Source organism: Mycolicibacter heraklionensis, assembly GCF_001021505.1.
Lineage (GTDB): Bacteria > Actinomycetota > Actinomycetes > Mycobacteriales > Mycobacteriaceae > Mycobacterium > Mycobacterium heraklionense.
Genome location: NZ_LDPO01000017.1, coordinates 1 through 18,221, shown reverse-complemented (window position 1 = coordinate 18,221; position 18,221 = coordinate 1). Strand labels below are relative to the sequence as shown.

General features: G+C 66.0%; 18 protein-coding genes and 1 pseudogene. 8 read left to right on the top strand and 11 right to left on the bottom strand.

The genetic code is table 11. The features are described from left to right. Positions 1-33: 33 nt before the first annotated feature. Entirely contained in the window at positions 34-1,497 is a 1,464-nt protein-coding gene (locus ABW16_RS17860) for a sensor histidine kinase (RefSeq protein WP_412178215.1), read from the top strand. A gap of 3 nt (positions 1,498-1,500) precedes the next feature. Here ABW16_RS17860 and ABW16_RS17855 read toward each other — a convergent pair whose 3' ends face one another. Beyond that, positions 1,501-1,905, bottom strand: a complete 405-nt coding sequence (locus ABW16_RS17855; RefSeq protein ID WP_047320610.1) for an HIT family protein — start codon at positions 1,903-1,905, stop codon at positions 1,501-1,503. 112 nt (positions 1,906-2,017) lie between these two features. Between ABW16_RS17855 and ABW16_RS17850 the strand changes: the two genes are divergently transcribed. After that, complete coding sequence (locus ABW16_RS17850) at positions 2,018-2,548, top strand: YceI family protein (RefSeq protein ID WP_047320609.1); 531 nt, start codon at positions 2,018-2,020, stop codon at positions 2,546-2,548. A gap of 139 nt (positions 2,549-2,687) precedes the next feature. Here ABW16_RS17850 and ABW16_RS17845 read toward each other — a convergent pair whose 3' ends face one another. The 10 genes from ABW16_RS17845 to ABW16_RS17800 form a co-directional block, all read right to left on the bottom strand. Continuing rightward, positions 2,688-3,815: an NDMA-dependent alcohol dehydrogenase gene (locus ABW16_RS17845; RefSeq protein ID WP_047320535.1), complete on the bottom strand. Its 1,128-nt coding sequence runs from the start codon at positions 3,813-3,815 to the stop codon at positions 2,688-2,690. A gap of 133 nt (positions 3,816-3,948) precedes the next feature. Beyond that, on the bottom strand, positions 3,949-5,190 hold the full coding sequence (locus ABW16_RS17840) for a cytochrome P450 (protein ID WP_047320608.1): 1,242 nt from the start codon (positions 5,188-5,190) through the stop codon (positions 3,949-3,951). Positions 5,191-5,267: 77 nt separating this feature from the next. Further along, a complete protein-coding gene (locus ABW16_RS17835) occupies positions 5,268-6,008 on the bottom strand; it encodes a glucose 1-dehydrogenase (protein ID WP_047320607.1) in 741 nt (246 codons plus the stop codon). A 43-nt stretch (positions 6,009-6,051) separates the two neighbouring features. Then, on the bottom strand, positions 6,052-7,134 hold the full coding sequence (locus ABW16_RS17830) for an NAD(P)H-dependent amine dehydrogenase family protein (protein ID WP_047320534.1): 1,083 nt from the start codon (positions 7,132-7,134) through the stop codon (positions 6,052-6,054). 26 nt (positions 7,135-7,160) lie between these two features. Next, complete coding sequence (locus tag ABW16_RS17825) at positions 7,161-7,706, bottom strand: nuclear transport factor 2-like protein (protein WP_047320533.1); 546 nt, start codon at positions 7,704-7,706, stop codon at positions 7,161-7,163. Positions 7,707-7,709: 3 nt separating this feature from the next. Continuing rightward, entirely contained in the window at positions 7,710-7,919 is a 210-nt protein-coding gene (locus tag ABW16_RS17820) for a ferredoxin (RefSeq protein WP_047320532.1), read from the bottom strand. An 11-nt stretch (positions 7,920-7,930) separates the two neighbouring features. Continuing rightward, a complete protein-coding gene (locus ABW16_RS17815) occupies positions 7,931-9,286 on the bottom strand; it encodes a cytochrome P450 (protein WP_047320531.1) in 1,356 nt (451 codons plus the stop codon). Beyond that, complete coding sequence (locus ABW16_RS17810) at positions 9,283-10,110, bottom strand: SDR family oxidoreductase (RefSeq protein ID WP_047320530.1); 828 nt, start codon at positions 10,108-10,110, stop codon at positions 9,283-9,285. Before ABW16_RS17810 ends, ABW16_RS17815 begins: the two co-directional genes overlap by 4 nt. Beyond that, complete coding sequence (locus tag ABW16_RS17805) at positions 10,111-11,328, bottom strand: cytochrome P450 (protein WP_047320529.1); 1,218 nt, start codon at positions 11,326-11,328, stop codon at positions 10,111-10,113. Then, positions 11,325-11,927: a TetR/AcrR family transcriptional regulator gene (locus ABW16_RS17800; RefSeq protein WP_047320528.1), complete on the bottom strand. Its 603-nt coding sequence runs from the start codon at positions 11,925-11,927 to the stop codon at positions 11,325-11,327. The genes ABW16_RS17805 and ABW16_RS17800 overlap by 4 nt, the downstream gene beginning before the upstream one ends. 182 nt (positions 11,928-12,109) lie before the next feature. Here ABW16_RS17800 and ABW16_RS17795 point away from each other — a divergent pair, with 182 nt between their 5' ends. From ABW16_RS17795 to ABW16_RS26495, 6 genes and pseudogenes are all read left to right on the top strand, one after another. Beyond that, a complete protein-coding gene (locus ABW16_RS17795; RefSeq protein WP_047320527.1) occupies positions 12,110-13,579 on the top strand; it encodes an aldehyde dehydrogenase in 1,470 nt (489 codons plus the stop codon). A 31-nt stretch (positions 13,580-13,610) separates the two neighbouring features. Next, positions 13,611-14,363, top strand: a complete 753-nt coding sequence (locus ABW16_RS17790) for an SDR family oxidoreductase (RefSeq protein ID WP_047320606.1) — start codon at positions 13,611-13,613, stop codon at positions 14,361-14,363. After that, positions 14,360-15,223 carry an NAD(P)-dependent oxidoreductase gene (locus ABW16_RS17785; protein ID WP_047320526.1) on the top strand — a complete coding sequence of 288 codons (864 nt, stop codon included), beginning with the start codon at positions 14,360-14,362 and terminating at the stop codon, positions 15,221-15,223. Before ABW16_RS17790 ends, ABW16_RS17785 begins: the two co-directional genes overlap by 4 nt. Before the next feature lie 10 nt (positions 15,224-15,233). After that, positions 15,234-15,659 (top strand): carboxymuconolactone decarboxylase family protein, encoded by a 426-nt coding sequence (locus ABW16_RS17780; RefSeq protein WP_047320525.1) that lies wholly within the window; start codon positions 15,234-15,236, stop codon positions 15,657-15,659. Then, a complete protein-coding gene (locus ABW16_RS17775) occupies positions 15,656-16,543 on the top strand; it encodes an SDR family NAD(P)-dependent oxidoreductase (RefSeq protein ID WP_047320524.1) in 888 nt (295 codons plus the stop codon). Before ABW16_RS17780 ends, ABW16_RS17775 begins: the two co-directional genes overlap by 4 nt. 812 nt (positions 16,544-17,355) lie before the next feature. Then, positions 17,356-18,221, top strand: a pseudogene (locus tag ABW16_RS26495) (hypothetical protein); the annotation flags it as partial.

The following is an 18,221-nucleotide window of genomic DNA, read 5'->3' as shown; positions in this document are numbered from 1 at the left end:
TGAAGGCCGGAAACGGGTTATAGGTCGACGCACATGGGGATGGTCAAACCCCTTCGGGACATCTTGCCGCTGAAAGTCAGCCTGGTCGCTGCGACCCTGGCCATGGTTGCCATCGGGTTGCTGGCGCAGGGCTACGCCGTGACCACGATTTTGCGGCACCGCCTGATCGGCAGGATCGACGCCACGCTCATCGACGCCGCCCACGGCTGGGCCCTGGAACAGCGCGGGCGGCTGCCGTCGAGGGAGGGGGAGGACCCCAATCCCGGTCGGCCGCCGACCAGCTTCTACGTCCGCGACGTCGACCCCGACGGCAGCATCTGGACCGTCGTCAATGACCAGAACGCCGAGCCGTTGCTGCCGCCGGACAACGACGTGGGATCGGTGCCGATCACGATCGGCTCGGTCGACGGGTCGGGCGTGCAGTGGCGGGCGTTGTCGGTGCACGGCGAGAACGGCAGGCTGATCACCGTCGCCAGGGACCTGTCCGATCCCCGGGCCACGCTGCGCTACCTGGCCTGGTGGCGGGTGACGATCGGCGTCGGGGTGCTGTTGGTACTGGGCGCCGCCGGCTATGTGGTGGTCAACCGCAGCCTGCGGCCGCTGGCCGAGGTCGAACGGACCGCGGCGGCCATCGCCGCCGGTCAGTTGGACAGCCGTGTGCCTGAACGTGATCCACGTACCGAAGTCGGACGGCTCACGTTGGCGCTCAACGGCATGTTGGCGCAGATCCAGGAGGCGGTGGCCTCCTCGGCGGCCTCGGCCGAGAGCGCACGCATCTCCGAAGAGCGGATGCGGCGGTTCATCACCGATGCCAGCCACGAGCTGCGCACCCCGCTGACCACGATTCGCGGCTTCGCCGAGCTGTACCGGCAGGGTGCGGCCCGCGATGTGGAGTTGCTGATGTCGCGCATCGAAAGCGAAGCCCGCCGGATGGGTCTGCTCGTCGAGGACCTGCTGCTGTTGGCCAGAACCGATGCTCAGCGTCCGCTGGAGCGGCACTGGGTCGACCTGTTGGTGTTGGCCACCGACGCGGTGCACGACGCCCGGGCCACCGCACCGAATCGCGCCGTCGAACTCGAGGTCTTCGACGGCCCGGGAACCCCGGAGGTGCTCGGCGACGAAGCCCGGCTGCGGCAGGTGCTGAGCAATCTGGTCTCCAATGCGCTGCAACACACTCCGGACGGGACCGCGATCACCGTGCGGGTCGGCACGGAGGGCGACGACGCGATCCTCGAGGTCGTCGACCAGGGCCCCGGAATGAGCGAGCAGGATGTGGAGCGGGTTTTCGAGCGGTTCTTCCGGACCGACTCGTCGCGGGCGCGGGCCAGCGGTGGCACCGGATTGGGGCTGTCGATCGTTGACTCGCTGACCCGGGCGCACCACGGCTCCGTGACCGTCAGCTCTCCGCCGGGTCAGGGGTGCACGTTCCGGGTCTCGCTGCCGCGTCTTGCCGACACCTCGGCTCGCTCCGCCGAGCTGCCCGCTGAGATCGTCTGAGCCTCAGCCTAGTTCGGCCAGGGCGGCCTTGATCTTGGCCTGCGCCTCGTCCAGCGATTCCGCTGACGGGTTGCGATCCACACCGGCGAAGCCGAAGTCGGACAGGCTGCGGGTCGGAAAGACGTGGACATGCAGGTGTGGAACTTCCAGGCCGGCGATGATCACGCCCGCGCGCTCGGTGTCGAACGCTCGGCACACCGCTTTGCCGATCTTCTGCGCCACCGCCATCACCTGGGCGAAGACGGCGCCGTCGATGTCCTGCCACTGGTCGAGCTCGGCGCGGGGCACCACCAGCGTGTGGCCCTGGGTCATCGGCTCGATGGTCAAGAAGGCGACGACGTCGTCGTCCTCGTAGACGAACCGACCCGGCAGCTCCCGGTTGATGATTTTGGTGAACACGGTGGTCATGGGGTTCAGCATATGCGCCGAGTGCCAGATTAAACGGGCGCTGCTGCGTATTATCGAGGACGAGCTGATACCCATCGTGCGGGCTTGCCACGCCGGAGGCGGAGGAGATGAGATGTCATCTGTCGCAACATTTCTCAGCAGTCCTAAGGCGGTCGGAACCTGGAATCTGGATCCTGGGCAGTCCAGCATCCGATTCGAGAACGGGACCATGTGGGGCGCGCTGAAAGTTCGGGGCGCGTTCACCGAATTCACCGGCAGCGGCGAGATCAAGGACGACAAGACGGTGTCCGGCAGGGTCGATATCAAGGCCGCCTCGATCAACACCGGCTTGGGCACCCGTGACCACGACCTGCGCCGATCGAACTTCTTCAACACCGACCATTACCCCGACATCACCGTCGTGGTCAGCGGTGGGGAGCCGGCCGGCGGCGATGTCGCGCGGCTGGACGCCGAACTGACCGTCAAGGGCATCACCGGACCGTTGCCGCTGAAGGTCGAGGTGTCACCACTCGACGACGGCGGTGTACGACTGACCACCGAGACCACCGTCACCCGTAAACAGTTCGCCGTGGAAGGGAACTTTCTGGGCATGGTCGGCAACAAGACCAAGCTCAAGGCCAGTCTGGTGTTCCGGCCCGCCTAATCTTTCGTTGACTCTGCGCTGAGGGCGGGTGCTTCTCGCACTTCTTCGCCCTCAGCGCAGAGCCAACCGGCACGCGGCTCCGCCGCGCTAGCGATCCGCTGTGCTGTAACGCGGACCCGCTTCGCCCGGCTCCGCCGCGCTAGCGGTCCGCGTCGGTGTAGCGGATGATGCCGCGAATGTTCTTGCCGTCCAGCATGTCCTGATAGCCCTCGTTGATCTGCTCCAGCTTGTACTGGCGGGTCACCATGTCATCGAGGTTCAGCTTGCCGACCTTGTACATCGACAGCAGCTGGGGGATGTCGTACTGCGGGTTTCCGCCGCCGAAGATGGTGCCCTGCAGGTTCTTCTGCAGCAACGTCAGCATCGCCAGGTTGAGCGTGACCTGGTTCTCCAGCATGGACCCCATCGCGGTGAGCACGCAGGTGCCGCCCTTGGCGGTCAAGATCATGTAGTTGTCGACGTCGGCGCCGTGCACCTCGCCGACGGTGACGATCACCTTGCGGGCCATCAGGCCGGCGGTGACCTCCATCATGCCGCCCATCGCGGCGAAGATGTCCGGGTAGACGTGGGTGGCACCGAACTTCAGCGCCTGGTCGCGCTTCCAGTCCACCGGGTCGATGACGAAGATGTTGCGGGCGCCGGCGTTGACCGCGCCCTGCAATGCCGACATACCCACCCCGCCGACACCGACGATCGCGACGTCCTCGCCCGGGCGGATGTCGGCGCTGCGGACAGCGGACCCGTAGCCGGTGGTGACACCGCAGCCGACCAAGCACGCCACCTCGAACGGAATCGACGGGTCGATCTTCACCACCGAGGACTTGTGCACCACCATCCACGGCGAGAAAGTACCGAGCAGTGTCATCGGGTAGACGCCCTCGCCGCGGGCGGTGACGCGGAAGGTGCCGTCGCTGACGGCCACCCCGTTGAGCAGTCCGGCGCCCAGGTCGCACAGGTTACGCAGTCCGGACTGACAGGTCGGACAGCTGCCGCAGGACGGGATGAAGGACAGCACCACGTGGTCGCCGGGGGCGATGTTCTCTACCCCGGGGCCGACTTCGGTGACGATGCCGGCGCCCTCGTGTCCGCCGAGGACCGGGAAGCCGGCCATGGGGATGCTGCCGGTCATCAGGTGGTGGTCGGAGTGGCACATGCCCGCCGCCTCCATCTGAATCTTGACCTCGTCTTTCTGGGGGTCACCGATCTCGATCTCCTCGACCGACCACGGTTTGTTGAACTCCCAGAGCAACGCACCCTTTGTCTTCACCGCAAACCTGCTTTCCTCTTGAATTTCCGGACGTCCGGCAGTCCCCTGCTCGGAGCCTATAGCCCGCTACCGGGCGGCGGGAAGGTTCTTTCGAACCCCTGCGCCCACACCGCCTGGCCGCGCCGCCGACGGCTCAGCCGTGGTAGGCGACCTGCAGATCCTTGACACCGTTGATCCAGCCGGACCGCAGTCGTTGTGGCTCGGCCAGCTTCGCGATATCCGGGAGCTGGTTGGCGATTTCGTCGAAAATCAGCCGGATCTCCATCCGGGCCAAGTTGGCGCCGATGCAGTAGTGGGTGCCCTGCCCGCCGAACGCCAGGTGCGGGTTGGGGTCGCGCAGGATGTCGAAACTGAACGGCCGGTCGAAGACCTCTTCGTCGTAGTTGGCCGAGCTGTAGAACAACCCGACCCGCTGCCCTTTGCCGATGGCCACCCCGCCGATCTCGGTGTCGACCTTGGCGGTGCGCTGGAAGCAGTGCACCGGGGTCGCCCAGCGCACGATCTCGTCGACAGCGGTCTCGGGCCGCTGCCGCTTGTAGAGCTCCCACTGATCGGGGTTCTCCGCGAACGCGTTGATGCCGTGCGTCATGGCGTTGCGGGTGGTCTCGTTGCCCGCCACCGCCAGCAGGATGACGAAGAACGCGAACTCGGTTTCGCCGAGCGATTCGCCGTCGATGTCAGCCTGGACGAGGCGGGTGACGATGTCGTCGGCCGGGCAGCGCCGCCGCTGCTCGGCCATGGTGTAGGCATAGCCCATCAACTCGGCGTTGGCCATCGCCGGATCGGAGTCGAAATCCGGGTCATCGGTGTTCATGATCGAGTTGGTCCAGTGAAACAGCTTCTCCCGATCGGCCTCGGGAACCCCGAGCAGGTCAGCGATCGCCAAGAGCGGTAGTCGCATCGCGATGTCGTCGACGAAATTGCCGCTGTCCTTCTCGGCCGCCGCGGCGACGATCTCGCGGGCGGACTGGGCCAGTTTCTCCTCCAGCGCAGCGACGGACCGCGGCGTGAACAGCCGCGACACCAACTTGCGCAGCCGAGTGTGCTCGGGCGGGTCGTGGTTGATCAACAACGCTTTGGTCAAGTCCAACTGGTCGGCGGTGATGCCGTCGGGCAGCCGCATGACCGCACCCTTGGCATTGGTCGACCACACGTCGTTGTCGCGTGAGATCTCTTTGATGTGTTGGTGTTTGCTGATGACCCAGTAGCCGCCGTCATCAAAGATGTTGCTGTGCGACGGCTGTTCGTTCCACCAGACCGGTGCCGTCTTGCGCAGCTCGGCGAACTCGGTGATCGGCATGCCGTGCAGCAGGACATCCGGGTCGGTGAAGTCGAAACCTGAACCGAACGGACAAGCTGATTGCGTTGATGTCAAGACGAACACCTTTGGTTGTCGCTGGAACACGAACCTCGCTCGGACATACACATGATGGCTAGGTGTATGACCAGGTGTCAACCGGTCTTGTGCGGAACATCGGTGACCAGACCGCCGTCCATGACGAACTCCGAGCCCGTGGCGTAGGAGGACTCGTCACTGGCCAAAAACACCACAAAGGTGGCGACTTCCTCGGATGTGCCGGGCCGGCCCAGCGGGATCGTCACCATGTCCTCGGGCAGATGCTCGGTCATCGGGGTACGGATGAAACCGGGGTGCAGCGAGTTGACCCGAATGTTGTGGCGCGCCAGTTCGAGAGCGGCGGATTTCGTCAGTCCGCGCACCGCCCATTTCGAGGCCACGTAGGGGTGCACCATCGGCGCCCCGCGCAGACCCTCGATCGAGGACACATTGATGATGGACCCGCCGCCGGCGGCGATCATCGAATCGATGGAGGCCCGCATTCCCAGGAATGTGCCGTTGAGGTTCACGTCGATGACGTTGTGCCACTGGTCCAGATCGAACTTGCGCAGCGGCCCCAGCGCGACGGTCCCGGCGTTGTTGACCAATACGTTCAGCTTCCCGAACGTCTCAACCGCGGTTGTCACCGCGGCAGTCCACTGCTCCGGGTCCCGGACGTCGAGATGCACATACCGCGCGGCGTCACCGAGTTCCGCCGCGAGCGCTGCGCCTTCGGTGTCCAGCACGTCGCCGATGACCACTTTGGCGCCCTCGCCGACCAACATCCGGGCGTCCGCCGCGCCCATGCCGCGTGCGCCCCCGCTGATCAGAGCTACCTTTCCGTCTACACGCCCCATCCGCATTCCGCCTTTCAGTCCAATGGTGGTTGTCTTCGGTGCCTCAGTCGCCGGTTCCCGCGATGACGGCAGGCGCGCCGACCAACGGCAGATCGAGGGTCGTGACGATGCCCGCCGGTGCTGCGACCACGGCAGGAATCGCGTTGACGACACGGCCCACACCAACGGCGATCGCGGCGTAGTTGTGATCACCGTGCCGGCTGGTCGGGCAGATATCGACGGCGTAGGACGGTTCGCCGGTGATCTCCAGCCGATAGGAGCCACCCGGCTGTGCCGGCTGCGCCCAGTCCGGCCGCAGGTCGCTGCGCAGCCGGGTGACGTGCTCGACCACGATCAGCGGCTTGCCGTCGACGATGCCGTTGATCTCGAATTTGAGTGCGGCGACACCGCCCTGGGGGATATGTCCGGCGGCGATATCGAAGGCCTCCGGGGCGGGTTCGCGTTCGCTGGCGTCGGTGATGGCATCCAACGTCACCCCCAGGCCGGCGGCCAGCTCGCGGATCGTCGCACCCCACGCGATGCTCAAGATGCCGGGCTGCAACAGCATCGGCACCTCGTCGAGGGAATTACCGAAGCCCATCACGTCGAACATGACTTCGGCCCCGTCGTAGGTCGCGTAGTCGGCGATCTCCAGGCAGCGGATCTGCTCGATGCGCTCGCAGGTGCTGGCGAATGCCAGCGGCACCAGATCGGTCACGAAGCCGGGATCGACACCGTTGACGTAGACCGTCGAATTGCCCTGTCGGGCCGCGTCTTCGATAGGCGCGATGAACTTATCCGGGATGACACCCCAGGGATATTGCAGCACGCCCGGGGCGGTCCCAATGACGTTGATGCCGGCGGCCAACAGTCGGCAGACGTCCTTGAGCGCGTTGGGCAGCCGGGTGTCGCCCATCGCGCAGTAGACCGCGGCCTCGGGCAAGGCGGCGATGATCGCCTCGAAGTCGTCGGTGGCGGCGATGCCGGTGTGGACGTCGAGACCGGCGAGCTCGCCGGCATCTTGGCCCACCTTGGCTGCTGTCGAGACCCACACGCCGGTGAGCTCATAGGCGGGATTGGTGATCAGCCCGCGCAGGGCGATGCGCCCGGCATTGCCGGTGCCGATCAGGGCGACGCGTATGGCCACGAGTTCTCCTGGAAGTGAGTTGTGTGCTACCAGAGGGGAACCGGAGACTTGCCCAGCGGGTAGTAGCCGGGGAGCTTCTCGCCGGCCAGGCTGCGCTCGATGCGCTTCTGCATTCCGCTGGAGAGCTTGCCGGCGGTCATCAGATCCAGGTAGAGCTTCTGGACGTGACCGAAGTCGAAGAAGTCACGCTGCCATTCGATCTTGGCCTCGGCGTTCAGTCGAAACCAGCTGCCGCCGATACCGTAGATCTCCGACTGGGCACCGTCGGCGTCGGTCGCGACCTGCTTCCAGAAGCCGACGATCTCGCCCTGCTTGTCGTCGATGAGCACCTTTTGGTACGGGTACTGCCAGTTGTCCAGCCCCTCCATCTCCAGTCCCAGGGCGATGTCGCGGATCTCGTCGATCCCGACGCACATGACGTCCTCTTTGGGGCCGATATTCCAGCCGTAGGTGGCGTCGTCGGCGTAGAAGTCAGCCAGTGGCCGCCAGTCGCCGGCCGCTTCGGCGTCGCGATTGGCCTGCAGCCAGCGCTCGACCCATTCTTCGAGTTGTTCGCGGGGAAAAGAGGGCATGGTTCAATCCTGTTTCTCTTCGATGGACAGAGCTCGGGTCGGGCAGGACCGCACCGCCAACTCGATCTGGCGGCGGTCGGAGTCGGGCGGCTCGGAGTCGAGGATCTCGACCTTGCCGTGCTTGGGCACCTGGAAGTAGTCGGGTGCCTCCAGCTCACACATGGCGTGGCCCTGGCACAGGTCCAGGTCCACCTTCACCCTGTAGCTACCCATTTGCCGATTCCCTACTTGCTGCGCCGGCGGTAGCGGACTTTGGCCGGCCGGGCCAGCTGCACGACCATCTTGGAATGGTCATTGCGGTAGGTCTCGGGTGGCTGTGCCATCTCGAACTCGTACTCGCGCAGCAGGACCGAGAAGATCGCCTTGATCTGCATGGTGGCGAACGCCGCCCCCACGCAGCGGTGCCGGCCGGCGCCGAACGGGATCCACGTCCAGCGGTGGATGACGTCTTCCTCGCGCGGCTCGTTGTAGCGCTCCGGCACGAAGGCGTTCGGCTCAGGGAAGTCTTCCGGGATCCGGTTGGAGACCGCCGGTGAGGCCGCCACCATGTCTCCCTTGTGGATCGGGTAGCCGCAGACCTCGAACTCGTCCTGGGCCACCCGCATCAGGACGATCAGCGGCGGGTGCAGTCGCAGCGTCTCCTTGAGTACGTTCTCCAGATTCGGGATCTGGCGCAGCGCATGGAAACTCACCTCGTCGCCGTCGGCATAGAGCTCGTCGAGCTCCTTGATTACCGCGGCCTGGGCGTCCGGATGGCGCAACAGCTCGATCAGCGTCCATGCGGAAGTCCCCGAGCTGGTGTGATGTCCGGCGAACATCAGCGAGATGATCATCCCGGTGATCTCGTCCGCGGAGAACCGCGGGTTGCCGTTATCGTCGGGGATCGTCACCATCACGTCGATCATGTCCCGGCGCCGCTTGTCGGTCTCCGGGTTGGCGATTCGGCCGTTCATGATGCCCTGCACCAGTTCGACCAGCTTGACGCGGGCCTCGTCGCGGCGGCGGAAGCTCTCGATCGGCAGGTACGGATCCACGTAGCACAGGGGATCGGTGCCGTTCTCCAGATCGTAGTAGGCCGCGGCGAACCGGCCGTCCAGCTCGTCGCGGAACTTCTTGCCGATCAGGCAGGCCGTCGAGGTATAGATGGTCAGCTCGGCGAAGAACTCCAACAGGTCGATCTCGCCCTCATCGCCCCAGCCTGCGATCATCTGCCGCACCTCGTGCTCGATGGTGCTGGCGTGCCGTTTCATGTGCTCGCCGCGAAGGGCGGTGTTGTGCAACATCTCCGCACGCCGTTCCGGCGACGCATCGAACACCACGCCGTTGCCGAAGATCGGGGTCATGAACGGGTAGGCCGCGGCCTGATCGAGGTCGTCGTCGGAGGACCGGAAGAAGAACTCGTTGGCTTCGGCGCCGGTCAGCAGCACCACCTTGCGGCCGGCAAGGTCGAACCAGCCGACGTCGCCGCACTCGTCGCGCACGCGCTGCATCAACGCGATCGGGTCGGTGCGGAACTCCTCGAGGTGGCCGTGCTCGGCCTCGCCCCCGGAGACCCGGGGAACCTCAGTCGTGACGCTCATGACGGCATTCCTTCCTCACCCAATTGCAGGTGTTGGCGATCGGAGGCGGTGTCGCGCAGCGGGGCCTCGGGCTGCACCTCCATGTCGACGATGTGTGCGCCGCGCGGAGTCTCGGCGACGAACGCGATGGCGCGAGCCAGGTCTTGCGGACGAAGAAAGTAGCTGTGCCGAGCCTGACCCCATTTGGCCCAGTCCTCCAGCATCGGCCCCACCTGCTCGGCCGACAGCTTCCAGCCCATCTCGGTCAGGGTCGGACCGGGGTGGACGATGGAGGCGCGTACCCCGGTGCCTTCCAACTCCATTCGCAGGTTGCGCACCATCGCGACCAGCGCGGCTTTGGCCGCGCCGTAGGCGCCCATATGCGGGCGCTGCTGCAACGCCACATCGGAGCCGACGAAGATCACGTCCCCGCGCTGGCGGGCGACCATGTCCGGCAGCACCGCGGTGGCCAGCCGGTTGGCGCCGATCAGATGGACCTGGATCTGATCGTTGAACGCCTCGGTGGGCAGCTCGTGAATGCGTCCGGGGTTCATGTCGCCAGCACCGGAGACCAGCAACTCGATCTCGCCCAGCGCGTCGATACTCTGCGCCACAAAGGATTTGACGGAGTCGGCGTCGGTCACGTCCAGGCTGAATGCCACCGCTTCGCCGCCGTTGTCACGGATCTTGCTGACCAGGTCGGTGAGCCGGTCGGTGCGCCGCGCGCCGAGCGCGACCGGGAATCCGCGGCGCGCCAACTCCTCTGCGGTGGCGGCGCCGATACCCGAGGACGCGCCCGCCACGATGGCGGGCCGCCGGGCCGGTGATGGGTCAAAACGTGGCATTTATGCCTCCTTGACGGTGATCGGGAGGTTGGCGAAGCCGCGCACGTTGGATGAATGCACCCGCACGGCATTGGCCTCGTCGACCTGGTAGTCGCTGATCCGGCTGAACAGTTCGTCGAGCGCCACCCGGGCCTCCATCCGGGCCAGGTGCGCGCCGAGGCAGAAGTGCGCGCCGCTGCCGAAACTGAGCAGCTTGGAGCCGATGTCGCGTCCGATCTGGAACGCGTCGGGGTCATCGAAGACCCGCTCGTCGCGGTTTCCGGAACCGGGCAGCAGCAGTACCACCGAGTCGGCCGGGATGGTGGTGCCATGCAGGGTGTAGTCCTGCGCGACGGTGCGCGCCAGGATCTGGCTGGGGGTGTCGTAGCGCAGTGTCTCCTCGACCCACAGCGGGATCCTGGAGCGGTCGGCGTACAGCGGCGCCAGCTGGTCGCGGTTGCGGTGGCCCCAGTAGATGGAACTGCCCAGCAGCTTGGTGGTGGTTTCGTTGCCGGCAATCACCATCAGGAACAAGAACGCCAGAATCTCCTGGTCGCCGAGCCGGTCCCCGTCGACCTCGGTCTCCAGCAGCGCCGAGGTCAGATTGTCGGCCGGGTTCTTCTTGAAGCCGGCGATCATCTCGTTGTAGTAGGTCATCAGGTCCATCGACGCCTGAATCGCCGACTGCGGGACATCTGTCACGCCGTCCTCGCGGTGCAGCACCCCGTCGGCCAGCTCCCGGATCCGCGCCCGGTCGGCCTCCGGCACGCCCATCAGCTCGGAGATGACGTCCATCGGCAGCTTGCCGGCGAAGTCGTTGATGAAGTCGAACGAGCAGGTGCCGTCGGCGCCGGGCTGGATCGCGTTGTGCAGGTGCTGGCGCGCCAGCCGCACCACCTGCGGTTCGAGCTCGCGGATCCGGCGCGGGGTGAAGCCCTTGGACACCAGGGTGCGAAGCCGCAGATGCTGTGGGTCATCCATGGCCAGGAACGACATCACCAGCTGGGCATGCGGGCCGCGGGAGACCGGGTCCAGGGACACCCCGTCCCGGTTGGACAGCGCTTCGCTGTTGCGGAACCCGTGCAGCACATCCTGGTGGCGCGAGATCGCCCAGAAGTTGAGCTCTTCGTTGTGATAGACCGGGGCCTCGTCGCGTAGCCGCCGGTAATACGGGAACGGGTCCTCGTGGAAGTCGTAGTCGTACGGGTTGAGGCCCGGTGGGGCCGTCTGCAGGCTCATCGCGATGCTCCTGATTCCAGGATCAGGCTGACCACGTAGGCCAGCCGATCGGTGATCTGGTGGTAGGTGAAGGCGCCGCTGCCGGCGTTGACCAGAGCGCCGAAGAAGGTCATCTCCAGGGCGGAGACCTTCTCCGGCTCCGCGTCCGGGCCGAACGCCGAGGTGATGCGGCGGTGGATCTCCGCGCCGATCCGATCGCGCACCGCGCGGACCGCTGGGTCGCTGTTGCCGCTGAGCAGCGCCGCCGTGCAGGCCGCGGCGACCTCAGGTTCGTCGGCGACCACCAGTGCCAGGTGCCGTAGTGCCTGGTTGACCCGACTCGGCATCGGCTCGTTGACGTCGGTGAAGTACGGGACCTGGCGCACCAGGTCCAGGTACACCTCGGCGATCAGATGGTTCTTGGACGAGAAGTAGGTGTAGGCGGTGGCCGGGGCGACCTTGGCGCGCGCGGCGACCGCGCGGACGGTCAAGTCTGCGTAGGACGTTTCCCGCAGCATCTCGACGCCGGCACGCAGCACCTTGCGGAAGGTCTCCTCCTGGCGCCGGTTGCGTGGGGCCGGATCAGTCACTGTGACTGCCGCCACCGATTCGCTGGACACGTGTCCAACGTAGCTGAAGGTGGATTTGTTAGGCAAGTCCCCAGGGAAACAAGGGTTTCAGGCTGGGAGGGTTGCGGGGGCGCCGACTGTGGGTCTAGGGTTCGAGCCGGTGATAACGGACAAGTGTCCATTTTCGCAGTGTTTCTTCACGGGGGACTGCGACCAAGCTCTGGGAGTGACTGATGGCGTTACTGGCCGACGGCGTGAGCCGGCTGCTTATCGACGGCAAGCTGACCTCGGGCGGAGCCGGCGGCTTCGCCACCGTCAACCCGGCCACCGAAGAGGTGCTCGGTGAAGCGGCCAATGCCGACACCGCCGACATGGATCGCGCCATCGGCGCGGCGCGGCGGGCCTTCGATGAGACCGGCTGGTCGACCAACACCGAACTGCGGGTGCGCTGCGTACGTCAGCTGCGTGACGCGATGCGCGAGCATGTCGAGGAGCTTCGCGATCTGACCATCGCCGACGTGGGCGCGCCCCGGATGCTGACCGCCGGGGCGCAGTTGGAAGGGCCGATCAACGACCTCAGTTTCGCCGCGGACACCGCCGAAAACTACGAGTGGACACAGGATCTCGGCCTTGCCTCGCCAATGGGCATTCCCACTCGGCGCTCGGTGGTGCGGGAGGCGGTGGGCGTCGTGGGCGCCATCACCCCGTGGAACTTTCCGCACCAGATCAACCTGGCCAAGCTAGGCCCGGCGCTGGCCGCCGGCAACACCGTCGTGCTCAAGCCCGCACCCGACACCCCATGGGTCGCCGCGGTGCTCGGCGAGCTGATCGCCGAACACACCGACATTCCACCGGGCGTGGTCAACATCGTCACCTCGACCGACCATGCGCTGGGCGCCATGCTGGCTAAAGACCCTCGGGTGGACTTGGTTTCGTTCACCGGCTCGACCGCCACCGGCCGCAGCGTGATGGCGGACGCCGCCGCCACCATCAAGAAGGTGTTCCTGGAGCTGGGGGGCAAGTCCGCCTTCCTGGTGCTCGACGACGCCGACCTGGCCGCGGCCTGCTCGGTCGCCGGGTTCTCGGTCTGCCTGCACGCCGGGCAGGGCTGCGCGATCACCACCCGGCTGGTGGTGCCGCGAGCCCGCTACGACGAGGCGGTCGCCATCGCCGCCGGCACCATGGGCTCGATCAAGCCCGGCGACCCGTCCAAGCCCGGCACCATCTGCGGCCCGGTGATCTCGGCGCGCCAGCGCGACCGGGTGCAGAGCTACCTGGATCTGGCGATCGCCGAGGGCGGCGAGTTCGCGTGCGGTGGTGGTCGCCCGGCTGACCAGCCCGCCGGTTTCTTCATCGAACCCACGGTGATCTCCGGGCTGACCAATGAGGCGCGGGTGGCCCGCGAGGAGATCTTCGGGCCCGTGCTCACCGTGATCCCGCATGACGGCGACGACGACGCGGTGCGCATCGCCAACGACTCGCCCTACGGGCTGTCCGGCACCGTCTACGGCGCCGACCCCGAGCGGGCAGCGGGGGTCGCGGCGCGGCTGCGGGCCGGCACCGTCAACGTCAACGGCGGAGTCTGGTACGCCGCGGATATGCCGTTCGGCGGGTACAAGCAGTCCGGCAACGGCCGCGAGATGGGCATCGCCGGGTTCGAGGAGTACCTGGAAATCAAAGCCATTGCGACAGCAGCCAACTGAGGACAATCACCGGATCAAGGAGAACAAACAGATGGGTCAATTCGACGGCAAGGTGGCTATCGTCACCGGCTCCGGTGGCGGGATCGGGCAGGCCTACGCCCAGGCTCTGGCCGCCGACGGCGCCGCGGTGGTGGTCGCTGACATCAACATCGATGGCGCCAAGACCGTCGCCGACCAGATCGTCGCTGACGGCGGCAAGGCGATCGCGGTGCCGGTCGACGTCTCAGACCTCGAGTCGGCGCAGGCCATGGCGGATGCGGCCGTCGCCGAGTTCGGCGGAATCGACTACCTGGTCAACAACGCCGCGATCTTCGGTGGGATGAAGCTCGACGGCCTGCTGACCGTGCCATGGGACTACTACGAGAAGTTCATGCGAGTGAATCTCGACGGCGCACTGATCTGCACCCGGGCGGTTTACGAGCACATGACCAAGCGCGGTGGTGGCGCGATCGTCAACCAATCCTCCACCGCGGCATGGGTGTACTCAAATTTCTACGGTCTGGCCAAGGTCGGGGTCAATGGCCTGACCCAGCAGCTCTCCCGCGAACTGGGCTGGCGCAACATCCGGATCAATGCGATCGCGCCCGGGCCGATCGACACCGAGGCCAACCGGGTCACCACCCCGCAGGCCATCGTGAAGCAGATGGTGCAGCAGCTGCCGTTGGCCCGCATGGGCACGCCGGAAGATCTCGTCCCGATGTGCTTGTTCCTACTGTCAGACCAGGCGTCGTGGATCACCGGCCAGATCTTCAACGTCGACGGCGGACAGATCATCCGCTCATGAGCACGTCCGAGGAAGCTCCCCGCCTGGGCTACATCGGTCTGGGAAACATGGGTGCGCCGATGGCCAAGCGTTTGGTCGACTGGCCTGGCGGCGTAACGATTTTCGACCTGCGGACCGAGGCGATGACGCCACTGGCTGAGGCCGGGGCCGGTGTCGCCGGCAGCGTTGCCGAGGTCGGTGCGAGCGCCGATATCATCAGCATCACGGTGCTCGACGACGCCCAGGTCCGCCAGGTGGTCGCCGAACTGGTTCCCACGGCCAAGCCGGGCACCGTCATCGCGATCCACTCGACGATCGCCGATACCACGGCCGCTGAGCTGGCCGAGGAACTCAAGGGCCAGGGCATTCACGTCGTCGACGCACCGGTCAGCGGTGGTGCCGGGGCGGCCGAGAAGGGCCAACTGGCAACCATGGTCGGCGCCGATCGCGCCGTCTACGAGCAGATCAAGCCGGCATTCAAGCGGTGGGCATCATTGGTGATCCACGCCGGGGAACCTGGCGCCGGAACGCGAATGAAGTTGGCGCGCAACATGTTGACGTTCACCGCCTATGCAGCGGCCGGTGAAGCCATGAAGTTGGCCGAGGCGGCCGGACTCGACCTGCAGGCGCTGGGCCGGGTGGTGCGTCACACCGATGCGCTCACCGGTGGTCCCGGCGCGATCATGCTGCTGGACTCGACCGCACCGCTGGCGCCCGACCACTTCCTGTACAACGCCTTCACCCACACGCGCGGGCTTGGGGAGAAAGACCTCAGCCTGGCACTGGGATTGGGCCAGGCTACCGGTGTCGACCTTCCGCTTGCCCGGGTTGCGCTGGCCGAACTCGCCGCCGGCCTGGGCGTTCCGCACTCCAAGGACTAGGAGAGATCTGATGGACGAACTGCGCCGTACCGGGCTGGCCAAGATGAACGAGGTCTATGCCTGGGAGATGCCCGACATGCCGGGTGAGTACTTCGCGCTGACCGCCGATCACTTGTTCGGCCGAATCTGGAGCCGCCCGGGGCTTTCCATGCGCGACAAGCGCCTGATGACGCTGACGGTGGTGACCGCAGTCGGGGAGAAGGACCTGGCCGAGATCCAGGTCAACGCCGCGCTGCACAACGGCGAGCTTACCGAGGACGAGCTGCGCGAGATGGCCATCTTCATCACCCACTACGTCGGTTTCCCGCGCGGATCAGGGCTGAATGCCGTGGTGGAAAAGGTAATAGCCAAGCGCAACAAGGCCGCCGCCGAGGGTAAGTCGGAGGACAAGAAGGCCAACGTGGCGGCCGTGCTGGATAAGCAGAAGGGCGAGTGACCGGCGACCGCGTGCCGGACTCGCTCGCGGGACGGGCCGCCGTCGTGGTCGGCGGCAGCCGGGGCATCGGCCGAGCGGTGGCTGAATTGCTGGCGGCGTCCGGAGCCGGGGTGGTGGTGAATGGCCGGGACCCGGATGCGGTGGACGACACCGTCGAGGTGATCACCGGCTCGGGTGGGCGGGCGATCGGTCTGGCCGGCGCCGCCCATGTCGAGGCGACCGCCGTGGCGCTGGTCCAGGCCTGCCGGGACGAGTACGGCAGCGTCGATGTGCTGATCAACTGCGCCGGCGTCGCCGAGCCGCCCGGCTCCTCGATCCTGTCGGTCTCCACCGAGCAATTCCAGAACCTGCTCGACGCACATTTGGGCACGGCTTTTCAGACGTGCCGGGCGGCCGCCCCGATCATGGCCGAGCAACGCCGCGGCTCGATCGTCAACAGCGGTTCGGTGGCATTCCTGGGCGATTACGGCGGTACCGGTTATCCCGCCGGCAAGGGTGCGATTAATGGCCTGACGGTGGCGGTGGCCGCCGAGCTCGCGCCCTACGGGGTGCGGGCGAACGTCGTCTGTCCCGGCGCGAAGACACGGTTGTCCACCGGCGATGAGTATGAGAAACACATCCGTGACCTGAACGCCAGGGGCCTGTTGGATGAGGTCAGCATGCGGGCGTCGCTGGACCCGGCCCCCGCCGATTACGTCGCCCCGCTGTACGCCTACCTGGCCAGTGACTTGTCTGTCGGGGTGAGCGGGTCGGTGTTCCTGGCTTCGGGAGGCTTCCTGGGCCGTTTCGAGCGGCCGGTCCCCGCGGTGCTGGGGTATCGCGATCACCAGCGCTTTTCGCCGTGGTCTCTCGACGAGCTGCACGCGATGGTGACGAACCGCTGACACGACGGGACGTGGGCGATGGCCTTCCCGACGTCGTGGCGCAGACACCTTAGGGGCTTTGGCGGGCTTTCGCATCAAGGGGCACGCGATCGGCCTGCCCTCGAGCCGTCTTCGACCCACCTACGTCGGGGCGGGGCCCATCGGACCTGAGAGTCGTGTGTGGGCGGCGCCTGGGCGTGCTAGTCGGCTATCTGGTCGGCGGGGCAGCGACCGGCCGAAACGTCACCTTTTGGCTGGAGCGCCGCCTGAAACCCGTGGTGGCGGAGATGACAGAGAAGTGGAAAAAAGTCGCGAACCACTTACCGGGTGTGGCGGCCGGTGTCTACCCCATTACGCTTCCGTCGAAGGATTGACTACCTGCGTGCCCGGCACCTCTTAGGGCAAATCGATGATTCCGTTAGTAAACCTATGATAAACCTCACTTTTGCGGTCTATTGTGATGGACTTCATTTGCCAAGTGAACGCGACCTGGTCTTTTAGGGCTATTTCGGTCATGTTTTTTCCACGGCAGGACACTTCTCTCCCGTTTCGAGTGGCGGGCTCCAGTACTCGTCGGTAACTTCCGTCTTCGCGGAATCTTTCCGCATCCTCAGGTAGAGGACACGCCATCCGGGAGCAGGTACGACGTGACTCGTCAGCGCAACAGCAAGAGCAATGGTCGATCGCAGGGCCAGCACGTGTGCGGTGACGCTGTTCGTTCGCCTCGTGGTCGGCGTGTGGTGGGGGCGTCGAGTGTTGTGGCGGCGTTTTTGGGGTTTGGGGTGGGGTCGGTGCCGGTGGCGTCGGCGGATGGTTTTGATTTGTTGGATCCGGTGTTTTGGTCGGAGTTGTCGGATCCGGGTTCGGCGTTGTGGGTGGGGTGGGCGGAGCCGGGTGCGGCTGATGGTGGGTTCATTGTTGATGCGTTTGAGCAGTTCGATGTGGCGGTGGCGTCGTTCTATCACGAGGATCTGTATCTGCCGCTGTATGACCTGACGCAGGATTTTATTGCTGGTAATCAGCAGTTTTTGGACTTGATCAACCAGCCGTTTGTGGACTTGTTCGGTCGGGAGTTGATCGGTAACGGTGTTGATGGGTTCACCGGGGCCAATGACTCGTTGTTCGGGTCGTTGGGGTGGTTCGGCAATCTGGGTGATGGCGGGTTTTTGTTTGGTGATGGTGGTGTCGGTGCTGCGGGGGTGGCCGGGGTCGCTGGTGGTGTGGGTGGTGTGGGTGGCGCTGCGGGCATGTTCGGCAATGGTGGCGCCGGTGGTGCCGGTGTTGAGGGTGGTGATGGTGGCGCTGGTGGTGTGGGTGGTTGGTTGTTCGGTGATGGTGGCGCCGGTGGTGCGGGTGGGGCCTCGGTTGATGCGTTGCTGGCCGGCGGTAATGGTGGTGCCGGTGGTGATGTGGTCAGCCTGTTGGGGTTCGGTGGTGCGGGGGGTGCTGGGGGTGCGGGCGCGGTCGGTGCCGCGGGTGTAGCGGGTGTTGATGGGGTGGTGGGGGCGCTCAATGGCACCGCTGGTGGTGATGGCCTGGTCGGTGGCTTGGGTGGCAATGGTGGTGCCGGTGGCGCGGCCGGGTGGGTGTTGGGTATCGGTGGTGTGGGTGGTGCTGGTGGTGTGGGTGGCACCGGTGGCGCCGGTGGTGGCGGTGGCGCGGGTGGGGTGAGCCTGGATGATCTGGGCGGCAATGGTGG